Annotated in this window: 22 protein-coding genes and 1 CRISPR repeat array; of the genes, 3 read left to right on the top strand and 19 right to left on the bottom strand. The window is 43.5% G+C overall.

Annotation, left to right across the window (positions count from 1 at the left end):
* Positions 1–3: 3 nt before the first annotated feature.
* The 12 genes from A6K76_RS10630 to A6K76_RS10575 form a co-directional block, all read right to left on the bottom strand.
* Positions 4–696 (bottom strand): AIM24 family protein, encoded by a 693-nt coding sequence (locus tag A6K76_RS10630; RefSeq protein ID WP_066464876.1) that lies wholly within the window; start codon positions 694–696, stop codon positions 4–6.
* A gap of 4 nt (positions 697–700) precedes the next feature.
* The gene (locus A6K76_RS10625) at positions 701–1,201 is read right to left on the bottom strand and encodes a hypothetical protein (protein WP_066464871.1); all 501 of its coding nucleotides are present in this window, start codon (positions 1,199–1,201) and stop codon (positions 701–703) included.
* 70 nt (positions 1,202–1,271) lie between these two features.
* A complete protein-coding gene (locus tag A6K76_RS10620; RefSeq protein ID WP_066464870.1) occupies positions 1,272–1,880 on the bottom strand; it encodes an NUDIX hydrolase in 609 nt (202 codons plus the stop codon).
* Between the two features lie 128 nt (positions 1,881–2,008).
* Entirely contained in the window at positions 2,009–3,187 is a 1,179-nt protein-coding gene (norA, locus tag A6K76_RS10615) for a multidrug efflux MFS transporter NorA (RefSeq protein ID WP_066464868.1), read from the bottom strand.
* Positions 3,188–3,269: 82 nt separating this feature from the next.
* Complete coding sequence (locus A6K76_RS10610; RefSeq protein ID WP_066464977.1) at positions 3,270–4,091, bottom strand: MerR family transcriptional regulator; 822 nt, start codon at positions 4,089–4,091, stop codon at positions 3,270–3,272.
* 408 nt (positions 4,092–4,499) lie between these two features.
* Positions 4,500–5,597: direct repeats of the CRISPR family, unit length 33 nt; unit sequence ATTTCAATCCACTCTCCCTATACAGAGAGAGAC.
* A gap of 160 nt (positions 5,598–5,757) precedes the next feature.
* Positions 5,758–6,048 carry a CRISPR-associated endonuclease Cas2 gene (gene cas2 / locus A6K76_RS10605; protein WP_066464864.1) on the bottom strand — a complete coding sequence of 97 codons (291 nt, stop codon included), beginning with the start codon at positions 6,046–6,048 and terminating at the stop codon, positions 5,758–5,760.
* A gap of 4 nt (positions 6,049–6,052) precedes the next feature.
* Positions 6,053–7,084 carry a type I-C CRISPR-associated endonuclease Cas1c gene (cas1c, locus tag A6K76_RS10600; RefSeq protein ID WP_066464862.1) on the bottom strand — a complete coding sequence of 344 codons (1,032 nt, stop codon included), beginning with the start codon at positions 7,082–7,084 and terminating at the stop codon, positions 6,053–6,055.
* Positions 7,084–7,734, bottom strand: a complete 651-nt coding sequence (gene cas4, locus A6K76_RS10595; RefSeq protein WP_066464860.1) for a CRISPR-associated protein Cas4 — start codon at positions 7,732–7,734, stop codon at positions 7,084–7,086. The genes cas1c and cas4 overlap by 1 nt, the downstream gene beginning before the upstream one ends.
* Complete coding sequence (gene cas7c, locus A6K76_RS10590; RefSeq protein WP_066464858.1) at positions 7,715–8,566, bottom strand: type I-C CRISPR-associated protein Cas7/Csd2; 852 nt, start codon at positions 8,564–8,566, stop codon at positions 7,715–7,717. The genes cas4 and cas7c overlap by 20 nt, the downstream gene beginning before the upstream one ends.
* On the bottom strand, positions 8,541–10,484 hold the full coding sequence (gene cas8c / locus A6K76_RS10585; RefSeq protein ID WP_066464856.1) for a type I-C CRISPR-associated protein Cas8c/Csd1: 1,944 nt from the start codon (positions 10,482–10,484) through the stop codon (positions 8,541–8,543). Before cas8c ends, cas7c begins: the two co-directional genes overlap by 26 nt.
* A 1-nt stretch (position 10,485) precedes the next feature.
* Positions 10,486–11,199: a type I-C CRISPR-associated protein Cas5c gene (gene cas5c, locus A6K76_RS10580; protein WP_066464855.1), complete on the bottom strand. Its 714-nt coding sequence runs from the start codon at positions 11,197–11,199 to the stop codon at positions 10,486–10,488.
* A gap of 33 nt (positions 11,200–11,232) precedes the next feature.
* Positions 11,233–13,581 carry a CRISPR-associated helicase/endonuclease Cas3 gene (locus tag A6K76_RS10575; RefSeq protein WP_066464854.1) on the bottom strand — a complete coding sequence of 783 codons (2,349 nt, stop codon included), beginning with the start codon at positions 13,579–13,581 and terminating at the stop codon, positions 11,233–11,235.
* 156 nt (positions 13,582–13,737) lie between these two features.
* Here A6K76_RS10575 and A6K76_RS10570 point away from each other — a divergent pair, with 156 nt between their 5' ends.
* A complete protein-coding gene (locus A6K76_RS10570) occupies positions 13,738–14,688 on the top strand; it encodes a hypothetical protein (RefSeq protein WP_139108686.1) in 951 nt (316 codons plus the stop codon).
* Between the two features lie 44 nt (positions 14,689–14,732).
* Here the strand turns inward: A6K76_RS10570 and A6K76_RS10565 are convergent, their stop codons facing one another.
* The 7 genes from A6K76_RS10565 to A6K76_RS10535 all read right to left on the bottom strand — a co-directional run bounded on the left by A6K76_RS10565 (position 14,733) and on the right by A6K76_RS10535 (position 23,735).
* Positions 14,733–15,158 (bottom strand): hypothetical protein, encoded by a 426-nt coding sequence (locus A6K76_RS10565; RefSeq protein WP_066464851.1) that lies wholly within the window; start codon positions 15,156–15,158, stop codon positions 14,733–14,735.
* Between the two features lie 94 nt (positions 15,159–15,252).
* Complete coding sequence (locus A6K76_RS10560; RefSeq protein ID WP_066464849.1) at positions 15,253–15,813, bottom strand: FtsZ/tubulin family protein; 561 nt, start codon at positions 15,811–15,813, stop codon at positions 15,253–15,255.
* Positions 15,814–15,878: 65 nt separating this feature from the next.
* Complete coding sequence (locus tag A6K76_RS10555) at positions 15,879–17,969, bottom strand: methyl-accepting chemotaxis protein (protein ID WP_066464847.1); 2,091 nt, start codon at positions 17,967–17,969, stop codon at positions 15,879–15,881.
* Between the two features lie 219 nt (positions 17,970–18,188).
* Entirely contained in the window at positions 18,189–20,363 is a 2,175-nt protein-coding gene (locus A6K76_RS10550) for a sensor histidine kinase (protein WP_066464846.1), read from the bottom strand.
* Positions 20,364–20,375: 12 nt separating this feature from the next.
* A complete protein-coding gene (locus A6K76_RS10545) occupies positions 20,376–21,053 on the bottom strand; it encodes a response regulator transcription factor (protein WP_066464844.1) in 678 nt (225 codons plus the stop codon).
* Positions 21,054–21,312: 259 nt separating this feature from the next.
* On the bottom strand, positions 21,313–22,470 hold the full coding sequence (nspC, locus tag A6K76_RS10540) for a carboxynorspermidine decarboxylase (RefSeq protein ID WP_066464969.1): 1,158 nt from the start codon (positions 22,468–22,470) through the stop codon (positions 21,313–21,315).
* 35 nt (positions 22,471–22,505) lie between these two features.
* Positions 22,506–23,735 (bottom strand): saccharopine dehydrogenase family protein, encoded by a 1,230-nt coding sequence (locus A6K76_RS10535; RefSeq protein ID WP_066464842.1) that lies wholly within the window; start codon positions 23,733–23,735, stop codon positions 22,506–22,508.
* A gap of 468 nt (positions 23,736–24,203) precedes the next feature.
* Between A6K76_RS10535 and A6K76_RS10530 the strand changes: the two genes are divergently transcribed.
* Positions 24,204–26,126: an elongation factor G gene (locus A6K76_RS10530; protein ID WP_066464840.1), complete on the top strand. Its 1,923-nt coding sequence runs from the start codon at positions 24,204–24,206 to the stop codon at positions 26,124–26,126.
* Positions 26,102–26,479 (top strand): thioredoxin family protein, encoded by a 378-nt coding sequence (locus A6K76_RS10525; RefSeq protein ID WP_281181449.1) that lies wholly within the window; start codon positions 26,102–26,104, stop codon positions 26,477–26,479. Before A6K76_RS10530 ends, A6K76_RS10525 begins: the two co-directional genes overlap by 25 nt.
* Positions 26,480–26,548 lie beyond the last annotated feature (69 nt).

The following is a 26,548-nucleotide window of genomic DNA, read 5'->3' as shown; positions in this document are numbered from 1 at the left end:
CACCTATCCTTGTGACATTTGCATATATACTTCCTCATACGGCTGCACAATAACAAAGCCTGTTCCTTCAAAGCGCATTTGAATCGAATCACCACTGCCTCGCCCAATGAACGTACGTAACGTCACGTCAGTTTGAATGACCGGCTCTAAATTTCCACTCCACGCAACAGTCGCGTTCGGGTCTGTAATAATTGGCTTGCCTGGGCGCACTGCTAACGTTAGCGGCTCATAGTGTGCGGTAATGGCCACAAGTCCAGTTCCTTCACAGCGCACGTTAAACAGTCCACCTGCAAGCATACCCGCTACTTTTTTCATCATTTTAATGTCGTGCTGAATACTCGGCTCAAACGCTAGTAAATCGTTGCCGTTTACAACGATCGCATCATTTTGCAACTCTAAAATGATAATGCGCTTACCGCTATCTGCTAAATATAGCTTCCCTTCACCTGATGCTCGCATTAATGAAGCACCTTCACCTGTGAACGCCTTTTTAAACATCGTACCTAACCCTTGCTCTCGAAGACGTTCACGCTCAAATTTAATATCGCCTGTATATGCAACCATTGAGCCTGCCTTTGCCCAAATATCCCCGTTTAAATTCACTTCAAGCGTACGTGGTGTTTCAAGCTCAAATATCCCTTCATTGCGCTCTATTTCCTTCGTTTCACTTACTAACTCATCTAATGTATAACGCATCGTCTCATCCTTTCAGTCGTTGAAAATCTCGCTGCAAGCTCGCAACTTTTAATTTTTTATGCTGCCATAAATAACGTAAATCGGCCGCGTTGTCGTACGATAATTGCACGTAAAAGTAGTTGATGTACTCAAGGAGCGCAAATACGTATATACCAACAATGACGAGTAACGTCGCCGTTGATACGTGCCACAGCTCAATCATACATATAATGCCAACAACTACGAATAGCACACCGTTTATTCGTTGCCAACGCTTAAACGTTCGTATGCGTGAAAGCGAAATTCGTTTGCGTGCGATGTAGCTGTTATATTTGACATACCAATAATACGTACCTTGTGCAAGCAACAGCTCCAGCAATAAAAACGCACTCCAAAACGCCGACGATGTATATAACGTCAAGCTTTCGTATGTATAGTCGACGAGCGCGCTTAACCCGATAAACAGTATAGCTGCCGTCGCTTCGCCAGTATATAAATAGCGAAATCGCCTTGCAATATGATCCATATAACACCACCTTCAAAAAACACTTCCGTACTATACTATACGAAAGTGTTTTCAGAAAGTTTCAACTTTTTTATCGAACGAGCTGTAAAAAATATTTTAAAATGCGTGCCGTTAAGCCCCAAATCGTATAGCGATCGTAATCGTAAAACCACTCTTCCATTTTGCGTGAGCGCCACTGATATTGCGCACCGTTCATAATTTTTTCAAACGGGAAATCTTCCCCAGGCTGCGGCGCGACGTCGACTAAATGCACGTACGGCTCATAGCTCAGTAAATAGCGCAGCGGCACGAAAAACAGCTCGGCTACTTCCGCTTCGTTAATATGAAAATCATCGACTGACAAAATGCCGACAAATGGATAAACGATAAATGATGGGGATGCGATATACGGGCTAAGCTCTGCAATAACGTGAATGTCGCTATGGGCGATGCCGAGCTCCTCATGCGTTTCACGAATAGCAGCCGCAAGTGGCGAATCGTCCGTCGCATCAATTTTACCGCCTGGAAAGCTAATGTCTCCTGGCTGTTTTCGCATCGTGTACGAGCGCACTTGAAATAGTACGTGTAGCTCGCCATCTTTTTCGACAAGTGGAATCATAACGGCGGAGCGAAAAGCATCCTCTTCACCGATAAATAACGGCTGTGCTTTTTGTAAATTCGCAATAATTTTATCTCGCAATAGTGACCTCTCCAATCTGTAAATGCTTGTGTCAATATCGTAACATGTTCCTTTAGAAAATACGTACGACATGCTTTTTTGCTTACAAAAAAAGCAGTACGCACAGCGGCATACTACTTTTCTAGCAATTATGATGTAATTTTCTTCATTGCTGGATCTTTCCACATAATCGCAATGACTAATCCGACAATAATAAACACCGTCGCAAAGTAATACGGATAATTAATATCAATATCAAACAAAATCCCGCCGATAATTGGGCCAAATACGTTCGCAAGCGATGTGAAAAACGAGTTCATCCCCCCAACGAAGCCTTGATCGTTCCCCGCAATGCGCGATAAATACGTTGTCACTGCTGGACGAATTAAGTCAAAGCCGATAAATACCGTAAACGTTACGAGCATAACCATCCAATATGAATTGACAAGCGTCATCGCAAACACTAAAAATGCCGACAACAACAGCATCCATCGAATTAACTGAATTTCACCCATTTTTCTCATCATCGGGTCAAATAGCACAACTTGACAAATCGCACCTAAAATCGCACCACCTGTAATGGCAATCGCAATGTCGGTCGGTGTGAATGCAAATTTGTGATCGACATATAACGAAAAGAACGATTCAAATGCTGCTAATCCGAATGACGAAATGAAAATAACGATAAACGCAATGAGGAAAATCGGCATTATAATTTTACGTAAGCTGCTTTTTCCTGCTCCCGCCGATTCATCGAGTGGCATTTGTTGACGCTCTGGCTCACGCAGTAAGATGAGCGATAAAATTGCCGCCACGACACCGAGTACGCCGGCTGAATAAAACGGCACACGCGTCCCAATTTCTGCGAGGAAACCGCCAATCCCAGGTCCGATAATGAAGCCTGTACTAATGGCCGCCGACATGTAGCCAAGCGCTTTCGGACGCGTTTCCATCGTCGTAATATCGGCAATAAACGCAGTAACAGCTGGCATGATGAACGCCGCACTCACACCGCCTAAAATGCGCGATACAAATAATACTTCGATCGTTTTCCCAAAACCGAATAAAAATTCCGAGAAACCAAATACAAATAAACCGAGGACGATCATAATTTTTCGTCCGAATCGATCGACTGCTTTTCCGGCAAATGGTGACACAATTAATTGTGTTAATGCAAACGCCGCTGTTAAATAGCCGACCGTTTTTCCATCAATATTTAGCTCGTTCATTAACGTCGGCAATACCGGAATGACTAACCCGATCCCTAAAAACGCAATGAATAAGTTCATTAACAAAATCGACAATGTTAATTTTTGTTTTTTCTCCATCGTTATTCTCCTATACTAGTAAACTATACGTACTAGCATAAACCCTATAGTAACTATACAGTCAATCGATGTGCTCTATTTTTTATTCTACCCGTAGTTTAAGCTCCACAATGTACTGCGTATCCTCATGTGGCGAGTAGCTCATCGGCATGTAAAACTCATACACGTTCGATAGCGGCACGAGTGCATGCTGCTGTATATAATTATACAAGCGCTCATACTCCTGCAAATACGTATGTGCGTTAAAAATAAACGCGATGCATACGTAACGCCCATCCTTCATACGCATAACGTCCATTCCTGGATTCAATTCTTCAATGTAGCGCTCAGTCAACAGCGGCGTAAACAAATAGTCATACTGCAGCGCTTCAAGCGAATCATATCGCTGCAACGCAAAAATCCCGCCGTACCGACTATTCATGACACTGCCTTCTCGCTCGACCGTTTGAAGCATCGACGAAAAGTACGATGTTGGAATGTACGCGGGCGTTAAACCTTTTGCGCGAACGACAAGCAAGCGCTCTGCCTCCTCCTGTCGCTCGTATACTTCCGTAAAGCTCGGAATATTCAATTGATCTTCGAGCTGCTTTTTCGTTTTCAATAATGTGTGCTGCACTTCCTTCATTTTGCGCAGCTTTTGCTCGACGATTTTTTCCTGCTGCGCTAAAAACGCAACGAGCTGCTCGGTTGTGAGCGATTGGGCATATTTAATATCCTCAAGCGACGTACCGATATATTTCAGCGACTTAATTAAATCGATGTAATATATTTGTGCTTCTGTATAATAGCGATAATTCGTCGTCTCATCGACAAATGCAGGCTTTAACAACTCAATTTTGTCATAATAACGTAGCGTCTGAATCGACAAATTCGTAAGCTTTGCGATTTCACCAATCGTATACATTTTCCCTACGTCGTCCACGCTAAATCCCTCATTTCTCACTCAATCCACTCTCCCACTAATCGAGAAAGACATACTGACATATATACGTGTTTACGCATAGTTTATCGTAGCGAAAATGTTTTTTCAAATATCAAGCGTGTTGATTAGCCATTCAACTGGCATTTCGCGTATTGCGGCTCGCTTTCCTGGGGCTCGGAGGCGAACACGATGTTGGTCATGAAGGCGGTGCTACATGGACGTAGCGTTCACCGCCTTCCTCAAGCCTTCGCACCGCTCCTCCGTCGCGGCTTACGGGGTCTTGAGTCACGAGCTTTTCCCCAGAGAGACTGTTATTTCTTCTAAACGATCTGCATGTTCATATTTCAATCCACCGAAAATGTACCACCTGTCGAACCACCGCGCGAAGTAATTTCAATCCACTCTCCCTATACAGAGAGAGACTGAGGTGTGATGTATGTACAAACGATTAATGCGATTTCAATCCACTCTCCCTATACAGAGAGAGACCATCACAATATTTTTTAACTGCTTCTAAGTAGACAATTTCAATCCACTCTCCCTATACAGAGAGAGACCGCTTTTTTCATTGCTGCTGATAAGTGCTCTTTTATTTCAATCCACTCTCCCTATACAGAGAGAGACTTTATTATGCAGAAATGAGGGGTTATATGTTGACGATTTCAATCCACTCTCCCTATACAGAGAGAGACTATTACCATAAGCATCTTCACCTGTAACCAATATTTCAATCCACTCTCCCTATACAGAGAGAGACTCAGAAACGATAGGCCGCTCAAAAGTGGTTGTGCCATTTCAATCCACTCTCCCTATACAGAGAGAGACCTTTTTGGATGGGGATAAACAAAACCTCGCACTCATTTCAATCCACTCTCCCTATACAGAGAGAGACGCTATCCAAAGCTTAAAAAAGCGCCGACCGTCATTTCAATCCACTCTCCCTATACAGAGAGAGACTCGTACAGCGCACAAAACGCTGGGTATCGTGCATTTCAATCCACTCTCCCTATACAGAGAGAGACGCGTCTTCCGGTACAAACAAGCCCCAATACAACGATTTCAATCCACTCTCCCTATACAGAGAGAGACATGGTTTGGCCCAGCACGCCGACGCAATTTCGGATTTCAATCCACTCTCCCTATACAGAGAGAGACACGAAAATCGATTCAAACATATCTTGCAGATCCATTTCAATCCACTCTCCCTATACAGAGAGAGACGCACGCATTGTACGCGACGATTGTTTTCAAATATTTCAATCCACTCTCCCTATACAGAGAGAGACATCGCGTCTACCGATGTACAGCGCCATTGGTCTGATTTCAATCCACTCTCCCTATACAGAGAGAGACCTTGTTGCTTACAAAGTTCGATACATAAGCTTTAATTTCAATCCACTCTCCCTATACAGAGAGAGACGGCTGTGCGAGTGTTATAAGCTTGAATGAATTGCAATTTCAATCCACTCTCCCTATACAGAGAGAGACTGCCAAATCTAGCAAAAATAAATAATAAATAATATAAAAACAACATTTCTATCACCAACGATATATATATAGAATTAACCTATGTCGTTCCACTCTCACATCTCACTAGTTTTCAAGTGCGGATGATGTTAGATTTTATGTTCACTTCACATTCGCACTATCACAAAATCAGTGGCTCTTCGACATTTAATGCTTCCTTCACACCGAAATGCACAACTTTGTTTTTATAATTATTTCCAAGTTCATAAAAACGTAAACTATCTTCGGATTCCTTAATAATATCGAGCAAAGCAAGCTGTAATTGTTTATATTGTGTTGCATCGACTTTACATTCAAATACTGAATTTTGTACACGTATACCATATGCCTCACATACTTTCGCAACACGGCGCAAACGTTTCTGACCAAGCGGCTTGCTTACAGCGACATCATACGTTACTAAAATTAACATAGCATCACTTCCAAATAAATGGTGGGTATTGCTCCACATCTTGACGAATCGTACGTGCAAGCAATAATGCCTGCGCATGTGGAACGAGCCCCCAATTAATTTTTTCACCTAAAAATGGATGAGTTAACGTTTCTTGCTTTCGTTCTTGCCAATACTTTAAAAACTTTTTGCGCGCATCATCAGTAAGTAACACTGCACCGTTTTCCTTTTCAATAAAATCTTGCGCACTGACCATTTTTTTATTAATGAGCTTCAGTACAAAACGATCCGCTACGACTGAACGTAGCTCTTCCATCACATCGAGCGCGAGCGATTGGCGACCTGGTCGATCTGTATGCAAAAAGCCCACGTACGAATCAAGCCCCACATTCTCAAGTGCGGCCGCCGTATCTTTCATGAGCAGCGTGTACGTAAATGACAGCAACGCATTCACACGGTCAAGCGGTGGACGGCGACTTCTCGTTTTATATACGAAATCGTCCTTTTGTTGCAAAATAAGTTGATTGAACAGTTGAAAATAATGCAATGCTGCTTGTCCTTCGATTCCTCGTAGCGATTCTTCATCAGTACAGGCGAGTACATCTTTTAACATGCTACTTAATCGTGCAGACGTTTCTTTAAAAACAGGCACGTCAATACGCATCGGATTTTCACGCGTTGCCCGCTCAAGCATCCACTTTTGATTCGCAATTTTGCCAAAAATAAAATGTTTCGCGTAATGCAGTCGGTCCGTTTGGCTATCAGAAATACGATACTGCGTTTTACGTAGCACAACATTGCCATACGATTCGCCGACGACACGCGCTAAAAAACGACCTCGTCGATCTAAAAATGTCAAAGCAATATTTTTAGATGCACACGCATGCATAAGCGCAGGACTCGCTCCTGCATAGCCGAACGTACAAATTGCTTCTAGATTCAGCAGCGGTACGCGCGCAAGCTGCTCTTCCTCTTTCGTAACAATAATCGTGTCACCTTTTAATGTTAAATAAATATCCGGCGTTGTAATATAAAGCGTATTTAACAGCTTGCGCATTACATAAACCCCCTCATATATGCAGCAACACTTTTCGATTCATTTAATACAGGTAAGCAAATCGATTCGAGTGAACAACTTAAACAATGCTTACCCGTTTTTACTTTTGGCGTGTGCTGACGCGTATAATAGCTTTGCATCTCCTTCACCATATTACGTACGTGCTGCTTGTCGTCCTCCGTAATATCAATCGTTTGGCGACGGCGAATTTCATCATAATACAGTGATGCCTCTGCGATTGTACAGGCGAGCATTTCTTCTAAACACATCACCTGCGCGACAAGCTGTACAATATCCTCCTTGCCGCGCTTTGGCTTACCACGTTTGTACTCGACTACATGAATGGTATACGTATCATTATATGCCGGCAAATATACGCCATCACGATGTCGATGAAACTCCACAACGTCACACACGCCTTGAATACGAAGCTCATGTGACAATACAGGCATTGCGCGCACGACAATCTTGTCGCCACGCTTTTCTTTTATAGCAGGCTGATCTACTTTTGTATGTACCGCCTGCCCTTCCACCGTCTTTACATTTTCAAGCCATTGCTGTTCAATATGAATGAGCGCCCATTGCCGACGACAAAATTGAAAATGTTGAATGCCCGACAATAACAAGTAATCACTGTCCGTCGTAAACAATTGGCGTTAACCCCTCGAGTTCTGTTAGTTCAATGTTGAGTTCGTTAATTGAATTCGCGTCCTCTGGCATTGTAACACGTAAGCTACGATGTACTTTTGCAGAAGAATATTGTCCCATTTTGCTATCGTGCTCCCACCAATACACATGTAGTACTTCCATCGAGCCATCTGGACGAGCAGATGATGTATCGTTTTCAAATAATGTACGAAGTGCCTCTTTTATCTTTTGAGCGTCCTCATATGTAAAACCTGTTTTTTCCGCTAACTGCGGGTTAATGCTTCCAACAAATTTGTATACGCCAAAGTCAACACGATGTTTCATACCCATAGTGTCTGAGCTTTTTCCGTCCTTCGTTACTGAATTCACGCTTTTCGTAATTTGTGTACTCGTAATGTTAACAGGTTGCAAGCTAATCGCCGGGTGAAGCGACACAGGACCTCGTACGCCGACTGATAATGTATCTCCGCTAAACGCGAACACTTGTCCAAATGCACGCACGTCCAACCATTCTTGTGCCGCACGAGCTGCGTAAAGCACTGGGTCTGCATTTTTCTTCGACTTCTTTAATGCAGCTAAATCGGCGACTGCATCTGCACGATCTTTTAAACTTTTAAAACCATCTGTTGCACGCTCGTCTGATTGCACAAAAATCGCTTCTCCTACATCTTGCAAGCGATTACGAACTTTACGCTTAATGCATACGTCTGATACTTCTCCGTAACCTTCAAAGTTTTGACGTGGACGATTTCCATTTAGCGGATCACCATTTGGATTAGCATTTTCTACACTAAACACAACAGCGAAATCAATTTTTTGTTGTAACGTTGTCATTATTTGTTCCCTCCACTTTATCTTTTTTCGTGTAAAACGCCTTTAGCTGACTGTAGTATCCTAGTAAATATTGACCATCTAACGCCTTGTTACTCATATAAGAGTCTGCATCAAACTGCGCTATAATGTCCTGCAGTACGCGGTCATAATACACACCGCTTCCTCCTAGCTTTTGGCGATACGGCGTTAAACTATGGTAAATTGTCATCCACGTACGTTGTGGATTCATTTGGAATGCATTCATATAGCGCATTGCATTCGTCGTACGCTTTTCCTCTAACTGTGCACTTCGCTCGATGATTTCTGCGACCGCAAGTAAACGACCAAATAAATATGAGCGATTGTTATTCTGTTCTTGAAGTGCCACTGTATAGTCCTCCTTGTCAAAATAATATTTCATGACGCTACATGCAACCTCGACCGCCTGTTCAAACTGTGATATAGATTCAAAGCTATGCGGATTCGATGCACGCGCAAGCATTTTTTGTACAACATCAAATGGCATTGGTCGCTGCTCTAAAATAATCGGAATGAGCCGCTCCACAGTTTGCTTCACGATTTTATCGCTTGCACGTGGACCGTATGCAATTTGCGCAATTGTCCGAAGCGTCGGTGCTTGCATATACGTACGCGGCTTTTTGTCAACCCACACCGTTTGTAGCCAGCTCGCCTTCACTTGATACATCGCTAGCCGTTCGAAATATTGTGCCGTTTGGAAATTGCGATACGATAAAATACTTAAACGCCCGGTCGTAGCAGCATCAAGTGAAATAATATGCACATGCTCATTTTCGATATGCTCAGCAATATTGGCACGCATTCCCTGCATAAGCTTAGCAACATTTTCAGCAAGCACTTTATTTGTATGCTTTTTAACAGGTGCATTTTCTGTAACCGGCTCAGTAACTTCATCAACTAGCGAAAACATGTCAGATAAGTCTAACTCAGGCTGCTCTAAAAAATGCGGCACATCAACTTGTTGCTCTGACCAAACGACATACACACGACCATCAATCGTAATGCCTTGCTGCTCGATCAGCCATTTTAAAGCATTATGAATCTTCTGAGATGCTTCATAACTAATCGATGCATTTTCAACAAATTCCTTCGCCGATTTGAAGCGACCTCGATACGTAAAGCCGGACTCGTCATTTGTAGAAATAAGTTTGCCTTTATCACCGGAATTGCGAATTTTATTCGGATGCTTCATCGTTCGCACACTTTCCTCACCTGTGATGTAACATAAGTCAACGTTATGAATCGTACTCATATAATACTGCATGTACTTTGCAAATAATTCCTTGTTTTCCCACGGTGGCACACTGTCGATTTTACGCACACGAAAACGCACGAACGCCGATTCTTGCCCTGATGCGACAACTTGGAATATGTCCGGCTTATCTTCTTTACTTGTCCATTTTTGTAAAAGCAGTCCCTGTTCATCTGTATGTAATACGCCCTCTTTCACTAAATCACGAATAACCGTGCCTTTTGAAATATATGCATAAATGGCTTGCACGTCGGCATGCGTATAGGATGACTTTGCCCAACTCCCAAGTTGCTCCTTATACTTCAAAAACGCATCCTTTTTATCCGGTTCATTCATAAATGCAGCGTAATCACCTGCTACGTACATGAGTTTATCGTGCAATGCATGTGGAGAAAACACTTTCCCGGCGCGCGAGCCCGAATCTTCGGTAAACGGTAATACGGTTGATTCTTTTTGTACTACGTGCGCGGAGTGATACTCTCCTTGCTCTGTCACGTAAATTTCAATATGCGCTGTCTGTGTCGTATGCGCAAATGGCAACAACATATATGTACGCATCGTTCCATCCTTTAACGGTTTCGCAATGACCTCTCCCGCTTTATCCTCATAATTTGTGTACGTATTGTATAACGCATGTAATACAGACATATTATTCACCTACCAATTCGGCATACGTATCATCAACAGACTGCATATTTCGACCAATTGTAAACGACTTCGCTTCATACGTACTTAGTTCTCGACGTATCGTACATTCATCCGGACGAATAAACGTAATGACGCCATTTTTCATTACAGGTGTCCAAAGGCACGTCATAAGCTGTTCCTTCCCTGATTCATCTGGATAATCAATGCCATGCACCATGACACCGTAGTGTAGCTCATCGATATTATCATACGCTCCTTCGCCACTGCCAAATTCCTCATACTCCACATACGCTTGACATTCGCGCGTGCCGAGAAAAATATCACGACGTCCGCCTTTTTGTACAGCGCGCTTTGCGATATTGTGATGCTTATGCTCATTGAAATCTGACTGTAAATCAGGACGACGATGATTAAATTCAAAATGAGCGCGCACTTGATACTTTACGTCTTTTAAGTAGCTGTAATACGCTAAATCATTTTTACCGTCCATTTTCATCGGACGCATTCCTTTTGACTCCATTTGAATCGGACTCATGACGCGCACTTCATCAATAATCCAAATGATGCTAGGCTTCCAATAAATAGAACTCGTAATACCTTTTAATGCTTCATACGTCGGAATATGCATCGTCATCTTTTCACCACCTAGTTTCGTGAAAGGGTCTGTAAATAACGCATAGTCACCGTACACTGTATACTCGATTTGATTACGCATCGTATTCCTCCTTCTAATTCTTTAACTTATTTCTCATATGCCCATGAAGCCAAGCTCTGCATCACCTTGCACATTAATTCCATAATCTTGATCGTATGCTCCTTCTCGCACGTAATAAATTCGTAAAAAGGGCGTTTCGTATAACGCGAGCATTTGGCTTCTCTCTAGCTTTTGGCGTTCGTGTGCGAAAACATTAACGCTATAATGCTGTGCTTTTTTTAAAAACTGCGAAAAGTCATCAACGTCTCGCGCCTCCAATGAAGCAATAAGCTCCTTCCCCTCTTTCTCATATGGCACAATGACAGCTGTTGTTGCACTATCAATTACTTCAAAATAACGTCCAACTGTTTTGAATGCGTAATGATGCTGTAAATTTGATAGTATTTTTCCTTCTAACCAATGTCCATCTAATGAAAATGCCAAGTCGTGTAACGTATACTCTTTCCCATTTATACTGAAATGTTGCTCATGCTTAAATGCATTGTAAAACTCACTAAAATATATATTCATTATGTCAGGCGAAAGTAAATTTTTTGCGTTTGATTCATCGTCGCGTAGCAGTAAACTCGTTTGATGTGCTCCTTCCACAATCGTCGGTAAGAAATGACGCTTCGGCAGCTTCATATTCATAACGTATACATCACGAGCTGCAACCTCACCGTTACGATTACATCGCCCTGCTGCTTGCGCGATGCTATCAAGTCCAGCAAGCGCACGAATAACGCATTGGAAACTCACGTCGACACCCGCTTCAATAAGCTGTGTGCTAACGCAAATAAGCGGCTCGCCTTCCTTTAGCTTGTCGCGTATTTCTGCCAAAATGTGCTGCCGGTGCGCTGGACACATCGACGTACTTAAATGGTATACTCCTCCTTGACCTTTCAATTGCTCATACAGCCGTAGCGCATCGCTTTTCGTATTCACAATAATCAAAATATTACCAACATGCTCGCGCTGCTGCTGCGCAAACTCGGCAACGTCCTCCACTGTCCAAATGTCGTCGCGTACGTGCGAAATGACATTCGTTCGCTTAAAGCTTGGTAAAATGGAACGCAGGTCGTCAATAAGCTCACCGTCAATCGTAATATGATGCTTCACATTTTGTAGAGCAGGCTGTGTCGCCGTGCATAAAATCACTGTCGTATTGCATACATCCTTTAAAAACGTAATAAACTCATTAAATAAGCTAATTGTTTTAATTGGCAATGCTTGAATTTCATCAAAAATGATGATGCTATTCGCTAAATGATGGAAACGACGCGTATAGCGAGACGATTTTTCGTACGCAATATTTAAAAACTGTACCATCGTTGAAAAAATAAGTGGCATATCCCAATTATCCTTTGCTCGATGAAGCTTACGACGTTGCTCGTGTTCCTCAAATGTTAGCTGTTCCACATCTCGATCTTCAACGATATTGCTATGATGTTCAAGTAGATCCTTTGTTTGCAGCACATCGCGTGTTTCCTGTGCATTTTGCTCAATAATCGTTGTAAACGGCACAATTTGAATGATGCGCTCCTTGTCATACAGCTGTGCATGTCGAAGTGCAAACCGTAAACTTGCGAGCGTTTTGCCACCACCTGTTGGAATCGATAACGTATAAATTCCTGTTGGCAAAGTTGCCTTCTCAAAGCATTGATCACTCAAATATTGACGCGCCTTCGTAATATCGTTTGGCACTGCTTTTTTCTGCTTGTCGGCGAGTGCCTGTTGTAGACGCTCCTCGTATAAAGGAAATGGCGGCTTTATTCGTAATGTACGTTCTTCATTTTCATCAAATAGTCGCGCATTCGTTCGGTCTGCATCGATCAATGCGCTAAATATGTATTTTGCTAAAAAGAAATGGAGTACACCTTGTTTTTGTAGTTTGCGCTTCAATAATTTGTACTCTGCATGTGCGGCGAGCAAATAGTTTTTTAAGTCACTCGCTGGCATCACTTCCTGAAAAAAGTGTTGAAGCATGCTTTTTAATTCAGGGTGAAGCTTGCCCCGCTTTACAAACGGTGATTGTCCATTTTCATCTAAAAAATCAAGTAATGTACTATGGTGTCCGTAAACCGCATTCGCGACAAGTTCACATACAAACTGAAGCTCTGGCAACTCCTTTGAAAGCTGCAAAATAATTTGCCCACCTGCTGTTGAATGGTCGACTGAGCCGCGCTTCGGTGGTGCGTCAGGGTTCGCAATCGCCTCTCGAATGTACGCTTGAAACTCAGTACTATATTTGCCAAAATCATGGAATAGCCCTGCTAAACCGACGATATGCGCTGCGCCAATTTTCGCACCGATTTCCTCACAATGTGCCTGTACTTCGCGTAAATGATTCGCTAAAAGCTGCGGTGTGTCGTCCTCACGTCGATAATGTGCAATAAATCCCATTTTACCACCTCACATGAATTGTAACTAATTAACATTTAATTGTAAATATTAAGCATATAAATAGCGCTAAACTTTTATTATATTCTGTCAATTAAACTCGATATAATGAGAAAAGCGAGGTGATAGCTGTTACGTATTCAACGTAGCAGCGTGCAAATGAAGCGATTACTATTAATTCCCGCGCTATGCCTAGTCGGTTGCAGCGATGGAACGATGTTATCAAATGAGCCTGCACCGACGACGGAAACAGAAGCGCCAGCCGAACAGCCTACAACCGAAACGAATGGAAACGAAGAGCAAGCGACGGGAGAAGAGCCGGTAGAAAACGACGGAGAAACGATTGATGATGACGAGTTGACAGCCGAAGAGATACTCGATGAAAAAGAAGAACATGTAGAGGAGGAAGCGATTCCATTAACTGCTCTTGAGCGAAACTTATTTAACGGTGCAGTCGATGCAATCGATTCACTTTTACAATGGGATAGCTATCATTCTGTTAAGACGACGGATCATGTTGTGCGCACGAATCCAGATAACAGCTATAGCTATAAGCATACGTTGTCGTATATGAAGCAACCGCACGAAACACATCTTATTTATGAAAGTGAAAACCCACAGTACATGGAAATTTACGCAAATGATACGGACGGCATGTATGCGAATGATTCAGCCGATGAGCCAAACTGGACGTATACGATGGATCGTGACACAATCGAAATGTGGCAGGAGGAGCCATTACCTGATACAACGGAGCTACTTCGCCTCATTGCGACAGAATCTGAAACGTTCACAGTCGTCGATGAAGATGCCCAAATGATTGAATTCTCATTAGCGGTGCCATCGACTACAATCGATGATTTACTAGATGTCGGTGATAGCGAGCCACCTACTATGTTTTTAAACTTAACGTTAACGATGACGTTTTCTGAGCGTGGCGTTGAGGAATACAAAATTGTGAGTGATTACGTCACACAAGAAAATGATGAAGGTCAAATAACGATTGAAGAAACATTTACAGAAGTGAATAATTTAGCGAATGTACGTGTACCTGCACATGTGAAGGAGCAAGCAGTGTTAGATGATGAAGTCATTGAATGGAATGAATAAATATAACAGCGCGCCTGAGTAAACGAACTCAGACGCGCTATTTTTTATGAAATGCGCTCCCACTGGTCAAATTCATCAACACCAGCTAAGCGTAGCTCGCCCGCTAAAACCGCGACGTAGCCATCTGTATGGGCAAATGCAAAGCCGTCGTCACAAACGAATATTTCATCAACGACCGGGCGTTCAATAAGTGGATTAAAAAAGTACATATATGTCGATTGAGCAATCGTAATCGGTAAATCTAAATCAAAGCGATTCAGTGCAAGAAGCGTGCCGCGTGATGCATCATTATAAATGGCTAATTCGCCGTCCTCTAGCTGTAATACAATCGGTGCGCGTTGTAACGGTTCATCTGTGTGCAGTTCATGTGCTGTCCATATGCCGAGGCAGCGTTTGCCAATGATCGCATTGCGCATATGACGCTGTGCCACGAGCTCTGGAGCTGTAATAACCGGTTGTTGAACATTCATAAAAATCACCTCATGCTTTATTACAGCCAATGTACATGATTTTCACGCATCGCACAACTACTTTGATTACCATTTCATAAAAATTTTTCGTCGTTTAACGAATTAAGCGCGTGAGCAATGTCGCAAGTAATTCGTCGCGTCGTGCGAACGTAGCAACGAGCGATTCCTCATGCTCGCCGTTATTCGTCACTAAATGAATGACCGGACAAATTTGCTTTAACTGATGAAAGGCGTGCTGTGCTTTTTCGTGACGCGTACGTGGCTCAAGCTTTGCAGGCAACGTTACAATCGCTTGCATGAGCGGGTCTTTACGTGTGCAAATTTCCGCAATAAACGGCGTTACGTGCGACGTCGTTCCTCCACCTAAGCTCGATAAAATGTATACGTCCTCATATTTTTCAAGTATTTTTTGTAATCGTGCTGCGTCGGTCGTGCTTTGTCCGCTCGCAATATATAACAGTTCACCGCGCGTGCCGATGACATGATCTGCCGTTTCACTAACGATGTCGCCAATGTAATCGCGCACCTTTAAGCTTAAAAAATCTTGTTGGTGTGAGCCAATCCATACAATTTGTACAGGTTGCGCCTCTGTTTGTAGCCATTTTGTTAACACATTGACCGTTGCCGCGCCAATTGCGATAAGCGCCTTTGCCATATTCGTCTCCCCTTTAATGCATAATACGTTCATTATACGAAAAACAAGATGGCATTGTCGCTTGTTTATGCAATTTTAAATGTTTGCATTAGCGTATTTAATTGCTTCGAAATGTTTTGCAGCTGTTGCACATTTTGCGTAATCGTTTCGACTTCCTCCGTTTGCATCATAATCGTCGCGGTCACTTCCTCCGTCGCTGCTGCACTTTGCTCGGAAATGCTTGCAATTGTCTGCATGCTTTGTAACATATAATCCTTTTGCTCGACCATACTTGCAAGGCGACTCGTCAACTCCGCAATATCACGATCTAGCTGCTGTGCACGCATCGCTTGATTATGAAACATCTCCTCCGTTTCAGCAATGACGCTCGCCTGCTCCTTCAACTGCTCCGTGCTTGTTTCCACTGTTGCTGCCGTACGTGCTGACGCCTGCTGAATTGCTTTAATCGTTTGCCAAATCGCTTCTGTTTCAGCATGTGACTGCTCTGCTAGCTTACGAACTTCCTGCGCGACGACCGCAAAGCCTTTTCCTGCATCGCCTGCTCGTGCCGCTTCGATTGATGCATTGAGCGCAAGTAAATTCGTCTGCTCCGAAATGCTTTGAATCGTTTCCATCACGTGCCCTATATCATCAACATAATGCAGCAAACCGGTCATTTCATGTGACAGCCCTTCATGCACAATCGTCGTTTGTTGCTGCTGTTTACGCAGCTGTACAATTTGTGTAATACCTTGCTGTGACTCGTTCATCGATGTCGCTACTTGCGCTTCCATTTGCGCCGACATCGTATGAATCGTTTCAATATTTGTTGATAAATGCGTCACATTTGTAAGCGATTGTTCCGTTTCATCCGCTTGATGCTGTGCACCACCTGCAATGTCAGCGAGCGCTTTTGTCGAATGCCCAAGCCCTTCATGCACCGCTTCTGCTGCCTCTGTTGAGCTCGCCGTTTCAACTTGCATATCATTTGCCGCATGCATCACACTCGTTACAGCATGACGCGTCTTATTAATCATATGATTATATGCTTTTGTTACCATACCAATTTCGTCATTCGTCACACGTGTCTCATCGACGTTTGCTGTTAAATCACCTGTTGCCGCCTTTTGTAGCGCCGCCTGCAACGGTATTAACGGCTTTAAAATGTGACGCACAACAAAGAAAATGGTCGCACCGAGCAAGCATGCCATCGCGATTGCGCCAATGATTGACCAACGTAGCTGTGTTAGTAGCGGTGCATTTATGACAGACGTCGGCATGCTCGTCACAACACCCCAGTTACCGTCGATGTTACGAAACGTAATCGGTGTAACGACTTCTGCAACCTCAGCTTGTAACAATGCATCGTTCTCATACGTTAATGTCGAGCTAGTAGCCGCTAGTTCAGACATGAGCTCCTCCTCTTTTGATGAAAAAATCGAAATAGTTTCGCCAACGACGCTTGCATCATTGCTATTTGCTGTAATGAGCCCACTATTTGTGACGACGCGCTGTACACCATCTGCCGGTGCATACGTCGTCACTAAACCGCCTAAAAAATCGAGCGAAAAGTCCGCAGATACGTAACCAATTGCGGCGTCATTCGTCATAACAGGTACAACGAGTGTTACCATTGATAACGTTTCACCACCGACCTCATAATCGTACGGATCGGTAATCATCGTCTCGCCATTTTGAATCGGACGCACGTACCACGCCTCTTGCTCATACGCTTCAATATTCGTCTCAGTCATCGTGCCATCGTCTTCCCGGATGAAATACGGCACAAATCGATTGCTTGCATCAATAAATTTTTGCCCTTCTATGGTCGAAGCTGTGACGACATTCGGCTCAAAAATCGCGGAATTACTAAGCCAGCTCGTATGTTTAGCGAGCAAATCACGCTTCATCGCTACAATCATTTCTGCTTGAAGCCCACCATCTCGATACGCCGACGCAAGCATATTCGCCTCCGTCTGTAATATGTCAAACGTTTCATTAAACACCGCCTGCATTTCAAGCGCAGATAACTCCGACGTACGCATTAACGATTCTTCCTGCGCCGCCTTACTCGCTTCCCAATCTGCCATACTCGTCATCCATGTGTAGAGAGAAAAAATGACTAAAAAGACTGCTAAAATTGTAACCGTTAATTTTGTATTTACCGATGCGCGCATATCGTTCCCTCCAAAATAAAGTAAGTTACATATTCCTTTCCCATTTGTACAAACAACGTAAACAAATACGACTACACAAAAAAATACAACGAAGCGCTATTTTTCATTTATAGCTTATTAAAACGTGATGATATACATCGAAACATATAAGTCATTATACCTTTTTACGCATAAAAAAATGACATAAGGGAATGTTCACCTTATGTCATATATTGTTCGTCATACTGTTCTTGGCATGCGCACAACGACTTTAAATAAATCACCATCGACATCGATCGTCATATCCCCTTGATGCAAATTAACAATAGACGCCGCAATCGCAAGCCCGAGCCCCGAACCTTCTGTATGACGCGCCGTATCAGCACGTTTAAAGCGCTCAACTAATTCCGTCGCATCTTCATTGAGCGCATAATTCGCCACATTTTTTACCGACAAATATATTTCGTCATCCTCTAGACGCAAATGAATGTATACACGCGTGTTAGGAAGCGAATATTTATACGCGTTAACGAGCAAATTATCGAACATGCGCCACCATTTTTGTCCGTCAATATACGCTTCGATCGGCTGTTGCGCAATCGTTACACGCACGTCCAACTGCGCTGCTTTAAACGCCTCTTCATGCTCACCGATCGCCTGCTGAACAAGCTGTGCAACGTCGACTTTGCTTTTTTGCATCTCGACATCACCGCTCGCCATTTTTGACACTTCGAATAAATCGTCAATGAGCACTTTTAAGCGACTTGCTTTCGCATCGACAATCGTCACATATTTTTGACGCTCTACTTCATCTATATGCGGCTGCTTTAACAGCTCCGTATATGTCATAATCGCAGTAAGCGGTGTGCGCAAGTCATGGCTCACATTCGTAATGAGTTCGGTCTTTAGCCGCTCGCTTTTTTGCTGCTCGAGCAAGCTATCACGCATGCCTTCACGCAACGTTTGCACATGCTCGCTATGATGCGCTAACGGATGATTTCCTGTAATCGATATCGCTTTTGGCGTCTGCCCGTTCACAACGTCCGCAGTATAAGACATAATTGTTGTGAGCTGCCCGACGCGGTGCAGCATCATAAAAAATAATAGCACGACAATTACGGTTAACACGATTACCGCTTCGGTCGCACTATACACGCCGCGAAACTCACCGACTAAAAAGCTCGCTCCACTAAATGCGACCATCCATAATACGATTTTCGTACCGATTGAACGTTTTTGAAAGGCGATGCGTACGATGTCGATTCCTTTATACAACACCGTTTGTCGCCAGAGCTGTTGCCACGACAATGTTTTCACACGCATAACGAACGCGAATGCCACATATAAAACGATGATGAACATGACGAAAATAATCGTGGCCCACGTTAGCTGCTTCGTCCATTCATATATGCTAATACGCTCTTGAACGATATCGATAACGAACATACCTGGTGTGTACGATAACGAATAGATGAACGCCCATACGATATAAATAGCACCGATGATGAATAATGCGAACATATCAATCGGTACGCTCGCTGTATACGTCACGAACGGGTTGTTACAACATAACACTTTACGCACATTTCGTCGCACACGCCATGCATATAGCGCACCGATTACCGCCATTGCCATCATACTGTACACGACGTATTGCATCATGACGAAAATGCTGTATTCGGACACGTATGATACGTTCGCACGTTTCGCGATCGTCATCGTTCCCCAAACGTGCTGCAATGAGCGTTCCACCGTATATGAAATCGGCTGAAGCGCGGGTACATCGTAAGAACCAATTAAAAATGTTCGCCTCACATTTTGTAAATCGCCTTCTTCTATATGATGTGTAAAAATCGCATCATCGTGAATATTACCGAACGCCGCTTCACGCATCGTTTTACTATCGTATAAATCATAGCTATAATACGTAAAGCTACTTAAATTGTTTTGCTGCTTCTTCGCCTCCTCAATCACAATTTTTTGCACAACTTGCTCCTTTAATGCGAGCACTTTCGTACGCACATATGCATCGTCAGTAAATACGCGCTCGATGTCGGCTATTTTTTCCGCACGTTCTTGCTCCAACGCACGCGCAACGTCTTCGTTTACACTTTGCTGTTTTTGTGCATATTCCGCTTCAATTTTCGTAAGTTGCTCAGATAGCGTGCCGTAATAATGACGATATGCTTCGACGTCTTTTGCGGTCACAGTTAAATAGTCGTTGAAATGCTCTTTCGTTAACGGTTGAATGACATGTGCCGCAATCGTTTGTGCAACGGTGTGCGCCTCGTTTTGCAACTGGCTTGACTGCCCGTATGTTTTTCCGATATATACAGGGCCGCGCTCAATAATTACACAAAGCGCAACGAGTACAACAAACGTTATAAATAAATGAACGAAATGTTTTATACGCACGCGACTTCCTCCTCACTGCTTTTCAATTTTGTAGCCAACGCCCCATACGACCTTTACGTAACGCGGATTTTTCGGATCTTGCTCAATTTTTTCGCGAATTTTTCGAATGTGTACAGCAACGATGTTTTCAGCGTTAAACGCCTCCTCGTTCCAAACGATTTCGTAAATGTCACGAATCGAATAGACGCGCCCTGCATTTTTCAGCAGCAATGCCGTAATATTGTATTCTGTCGGCGTTAGCTTCACTGGCTCGCCATCTACGCAAATTTCACGCGCTGCCTCGTCGATCGTTAAACCGCTTTTCACTTCGTTGTACGTGCCAAACTGAACGTAACGCCGCAGCTGTGATTTTACACGCGCAAGCAGCTCCATCGGGTGAAATGGCTTCGTAACGTAATCATCTGCGCCGACTGATAAACCGTGAATTTTGTCCGCCTGCTCCACCTTCGCACTAAGCATAATAATGGGAATGTTTCGCTCTTTCCGAATCGTAAATGTCGCCGTAATACCGTCCATATTCGGCATCATGACATCTAAAATAATGAGATGAACGTCGTGCTGCTCAAGTAACGCAAGCGCCTCTAGTCCGTCTGCTGCTTTAAGCACGTTATAGCTTTCGTTTTGTAAATAAATATCGATGCCGTCACGAATCGCTTCATCATCATCGACTACGAGCACTGTATATGTCATATATATCCCTCCTATTCTTCTTTATCATACCGTGTAAAGATGAGGAAAGTTGTATGCAAAATCTGAAGAATTTCTTAAGATTACGGCTTTGCGCAAGTACGACCTCAACATATTTTTGGTTTGTGCTTTTCCTGCTGGAGTCCACCTCTTGTTTCGAGCCTGCTCTCACTCTAAAATTTAATCGCCGTCTATTACGATGTTATCGCAAACGCCAATAAAAAAACTGCCCGAAAATTGCTTCTCGGACAGTTTTCATTATTTATGATAAGCGGTTGCGGTAATCTTCGTATACAAACGTACGCACCGTTTTCACGCCTTCTTCTTCGTTAAATAAACAAAGACTCGGTAAGTTTACACCGTTAAACATATGTGTTTTTACCATTGTGTAGTGCGCCATGTCTGTAAACACGAGGCGGTCACCTGGCTCTAGTGGCTCATCGAATGAATAATCACCGATAATGTCACCTGCTAAGCACGTCATTCCACCTAAGCGGTATGTGTACGGCTTCTCACCTGGTAAGCCTGAGCCGATAATGTGCGCGCGGTACGGCATTTCTAACGTATCTGGCATATGACACGTTGCTGACGAGTCAACAATCGCTAAGTCCATACCGTTTTGAATTGTATCAAGCACCGTTGCGACTAAGTAACCTGTATTCAGCGCACATGCTTCACCTGGCTCTAAAATGACTTTCACATCGTACGTATCTTGAATGCGCGTAATGAGCTTAATTAGTAACTCGACGTCGTAATCTTCACGCGTAATGTGATGCCCACCACCGAAGTTTACCCACTTCATTTGATGTAAATACTTGCCATACTTTTCTTCAAAGTGCACTAAAATGCGCTCTAGCACATCGGCACCTTGCTCGCACATCGCGTGGAAGTGAATGCCGTCTACACCGTCTAAGCTTTGTGGCTCAAACGACTCAAACGGAATACCAAGACGAGAGTTAATGTAGCACGGGTCATATAGCGGTGTTTCAACCTCTGAATACCCAGGGTTAACACGTAAACCGATTGAAATATGCTTTTCGTGATGTTGTACTTTATCTTTGTAGCGACGTAATTGGTCAAACGAGTTGAACACAATATGGTCGACATACGTTAAGTACTCATCAATTTCGTGCTCTGCATAAGCTGGTGCGTATGCATGCACTTCCTTGCCGAACTCCTCGTAGCCAAGACGCGCTTCAAATAATGAAGACGACGTAATACCTGCTAAGTAGTCGCGCGCCATCGGGAACGTCGACCACATCGAGAAGCCTTTTAATGCAAGTAAAATATCGCAGCCAGTGCGGTCTTGCACCGACTTTAAAATTTCCCAGTTGCGTTTTAAAAGTCGCTCATCAACAACGAACGCAGGCGACGGCGCAGTAGTCCAGTCAATGCCTGTTTCTGCTTGCGCCTGCGCCATCGCTTTTGTGATGCGCGCTTGTTTCGCGCCGCTCATTATTTCGCGTCCTTTGGGTTTGTAAAGTCTAAATCCACTAAATCTGGGTTATGCGATTCTTGCCACGGTAGACCCCATTTGTTTAATGCATCCATGAATGGGTCTGGATTGAAGTCTTCTACGTTCCAAACACCAGGACGCTGCCACTCACCGTTCATCACAAGCATTGCACCGATCATTGCTGGCACACCTGTTGTATATGAAATTGCTTGAGAGCCCACTTCACGGTAACACTCTTGGTGGTCACATACGTTGTACACGTAATACGTTTTTTCTTCGCCGTCTTTAATACCGCGCGCGATAATACCGATATTCGTTTTACCTTTTGTCAGTGGTCCAAGTGTTGCTGGGTCTGGTAATACTGCTTTTAAAAATTGGATTGGTTGAATCATTTGCCCTTGGAACTCGATTGGCTCAATTGATGTCATACCAACGTTTTCAAGTACGCGTAAATGCGTTAAATATTGTTGACCGAACGTCATCCAAAAGCGAATTTGCTTTAAGCCTGTAATATTTTTTGCTAAAGACTCTAACTCTTCATGGTAAAGTAAGTAGCAATCTTTTTCGCCAATTTCCGGTAAATTGTATACCATTTTGTGCTCAAGTGGTGCAGTTTCTACCCACTCACCGTCTTTCCAAAATCGACCGTTCGCTGTAATTTCGCGAATGTTAATTTCTGGGTTGAAGTTCGTTGCGAATGGTAATCCGTGATCGCCACCGTTTGCATCGACGATATCGATGTAATGAATTTCATCGAAGTGATGTTTTAATGCGTGTGCTGAGAAAACACCTGTTACGCCCGGGTCAAAGCCAGAACCTAACAATGCCGTAATGCCTGCTTCCTCAAAGCGCTCCTTGTAAGCCCATTGCCATTTATATTCGAATTTCGCTGTATCTAGCGGCTCGTAGTTTGCTGTATCTACGTAATGCGTTTTCGTCGCTAAACACGCATCCATAATTGTTAAATCTTGATAAGGAAGTGCCACGTTAATGACTACATCCGGATTGAATGAGTTAATTAGCTCGATTAATTCGTCTGTGTTATCAGCATCTACTTGTGCTGTGTGGATCATTGTTTTACCACCATCTAATTTTTCTTTCAGAGCGTCACACTTTGATTTTGTGCGACTTGCAATCATAATTTCCTCAAATACCTCTGAATTTTGAACACATTTGTGTACGACTACACTAGCTACTCCGCCAGCGCCGATAATCAATGCTTTACCCACGTTCATTCCTCCTAGTAAACGACCTACATAGTGTGTTTGCCATCGTTTGACAACAGCTTTGATTATAATAAATAAACTTAAAGTTTACAATTACATTTACTAAAAATTATTATTAATTTTCAAATTATAAGAAATTCATTAGCATTCCAACAATTTCAACGCATAATATAGCACACTGTTCCATAAACGAAATTTTCAAAAAACAATTCTCTTCTATTAAAACTACGTACTTTACAAATCATCAAGCGTGTTGATTAGCCAATCAATTGGCAGAAGCGTATTGCGGCTCGCTTACTGCCATTAATATGCAGCATTTATTTCCAGATGGTTGCTAAAAACAACCGATTTCACTGTATATAAATGGCTAATCAACAGACCTGACAAATCATGCCTTGCCGTTCATTTTGTCAACGCGTACATTGTGTGCCATACTTTTCACAACTACTTAAAAAGAAATAGGTGACCTTTATGTTTAAAACAATCGGTATTTTCGCCCACGTCGACGCTGGAAAAACGACATTCGCCGAGCAGCTACTATTTACGACAAATGCGATTAAAACGGTCGGGCGCGTTGATCATCAAAACACATTTTTAGATAACGATGAGTTAGAGCGAGCACGCGGCATTACAATTTTTGCAGAGCAAGGACGCTTCACATACAACGATTGCACATATCACATCATCGACACACCAGGACATGTCGACTTCTCCCCAGAAATGGAACGCTCGCTTGCGATACTTGATGCTGCCATCATCATTGTAAGTGCCGTCGAACGTGTACAAGGGCATACAGAAACGGTGTGGCAGCTGCTGCGTACTCGACAGATCCCAAGCATTTTTTTCGTTAACAAAATGGATCGTGAAGGAGCAAGTTTGGAGCAAACGATGGCGCAAATTCAGCAGCTGTTGTCACCGGATGCAGTCGTTGTTGACGAAACATTTGTAAGCGCGGTTGCAGAGCGTCACGAAAAAGTGCTCGATGCATACATTGCTGAAAACGTAAGCGATGAGCTATTGACGCATTCGGTGCAGCAGCTCATGCAAAACGGCGCGCTTTTTCCAGTCTTTAACGGGGTTGCGTTGCACGGAGATGGCATTGACCGCGTGTTAGATGCGCTTGACCGCTTCGTGACGACGACGTATGACAAAACAGGTGATGTACAGGCGAACGTCTTTAAAATTCGCCACGAGCTCGACCAGCGCTTAACGTTCATGAAGCTCATGCGCGGCACATTACACGTTCGAGATGATGTAATAATTCGCGGCAACGTATACAAAATACTCGAAATACGCGCATATAACGGGCAGCGCTTTAAATCGGTACAGCAAGCGTTCGCCGGTGATGTCGTTGCGCTAAAAGGCTTGCACGAAGCAGTTGTCGGTGATGTTATTGGCGATTGCATGTCGCAACAATTAACGTTAACACCGACGCTACAGGCAAAACTTCATGTTCATAACAAAATTCATGTAAAAGAAGTGCTTGCAATGCTACGTGAGCTCGAAGCAGAAGAGCCGACGTTGCGTGTCACATGGCATGAGCGCCATCAAGAAATTCAGCTGCACGTCATGGGCGTCATTCAACTTGAAGTGTTAACACATATATTGCGCGAACGCTATCGCCTTGACGTGACGTTCGATACGCCGACGATTTTGTACATGGAAACAATTGCAAAGAGCGCTTACGGCTACGGGCATTTTGAGCCGCTGAAACATTACGCAGAAGTACATCTTCACGTTGCACCGAACGCACGCGGTCGCGGTATGACGTTTACAAACCGCTGCCACGCCGACGATTTAACGACCGGACATATGCGCTTAATTGAGCATCACCTGTTTGAGCAAGAGCATCATGGCTTATTAACAGGCTCACCGATTACAGACGTGCATGTAACGCTATTAAACGGTGCGGCACACGCGAAGCATACAGCAGGCGGCGATTTTCGTGAGGCGACGCATCGTGCATTACGTCAAGCGTGTGAGCAAGTAGAAAACGTATTACTTGAGCCGTATTACCGCTTCCGCCTGCGCGCTTCAATCGACCACCTCGGACGTATGATGAGCGACGTACAGCAAGCAAGTGGTACGTTCGATGCACCAGCATTAACGGAGCATGATGCACTATTAACAGGGCGCGTACCGGTCGCAACATTTATGCATTATGCGACGACATTTTTAGCGTACACAAACGGCAAAGGTTCGATTTCGCTTCAGTTTGATCGCTACGATGTGTGCCATAATGCAGACGAAGTAATCGAACGGATCGGCTACAATAAAGATGCTGACCCGGACTACACATCGTCGTCTATTTTTTGCGCTAAAGGAAAAGGCTACTCGGTGCACTGGACAGAAGCGGCTGAGGCGATGCACTGCGTAAAGAAAACGTTGGAGTAAGCGCAAAAAGACGCTATACTAATCGAAAAAGGAGTGGTTTTATGCAACAATTACAATCAATCGAGCAATTTGAGCAACTTAAAAATGAAAAAACGATGTTCGTCTTCTCAGCTGACTGGTGCCCAGATTGCACGTTTATCGACCCATTTATGCCAGAAATCGAGGAGAAATTTTCAGCGTTTACATTTGTCAAAGTAGACCGCGATGACTTCATCAACGTATGTGCAAGCCTTGACGTATTTGGCATTCCAAGCTTCGTCGCATTTGATGGTGGCGAAGAAATCGGACGCTACGTGAACCGCGACCGCAAAACGCAGAAGCAAATCGAGACGTTTATTGAAAAGTTAGTGTAAAACGCAAAAAAGCATCAGCGACGAGGGAGGGCACTGAAAAACTTCCGTTTTTATGACTCTTCCATTTTT

Source organism: Caryophanon latum, from assembly GCF_001700325.1.
Lineage (GTDB): Bacteria > Bacillota > Bacilli > Bacillales_A > Planococcaceae > Caryophanon > Caryophanon latum.
This window is presented reverse-complemented; position numbering and strand designations above follow the sequence as displayed.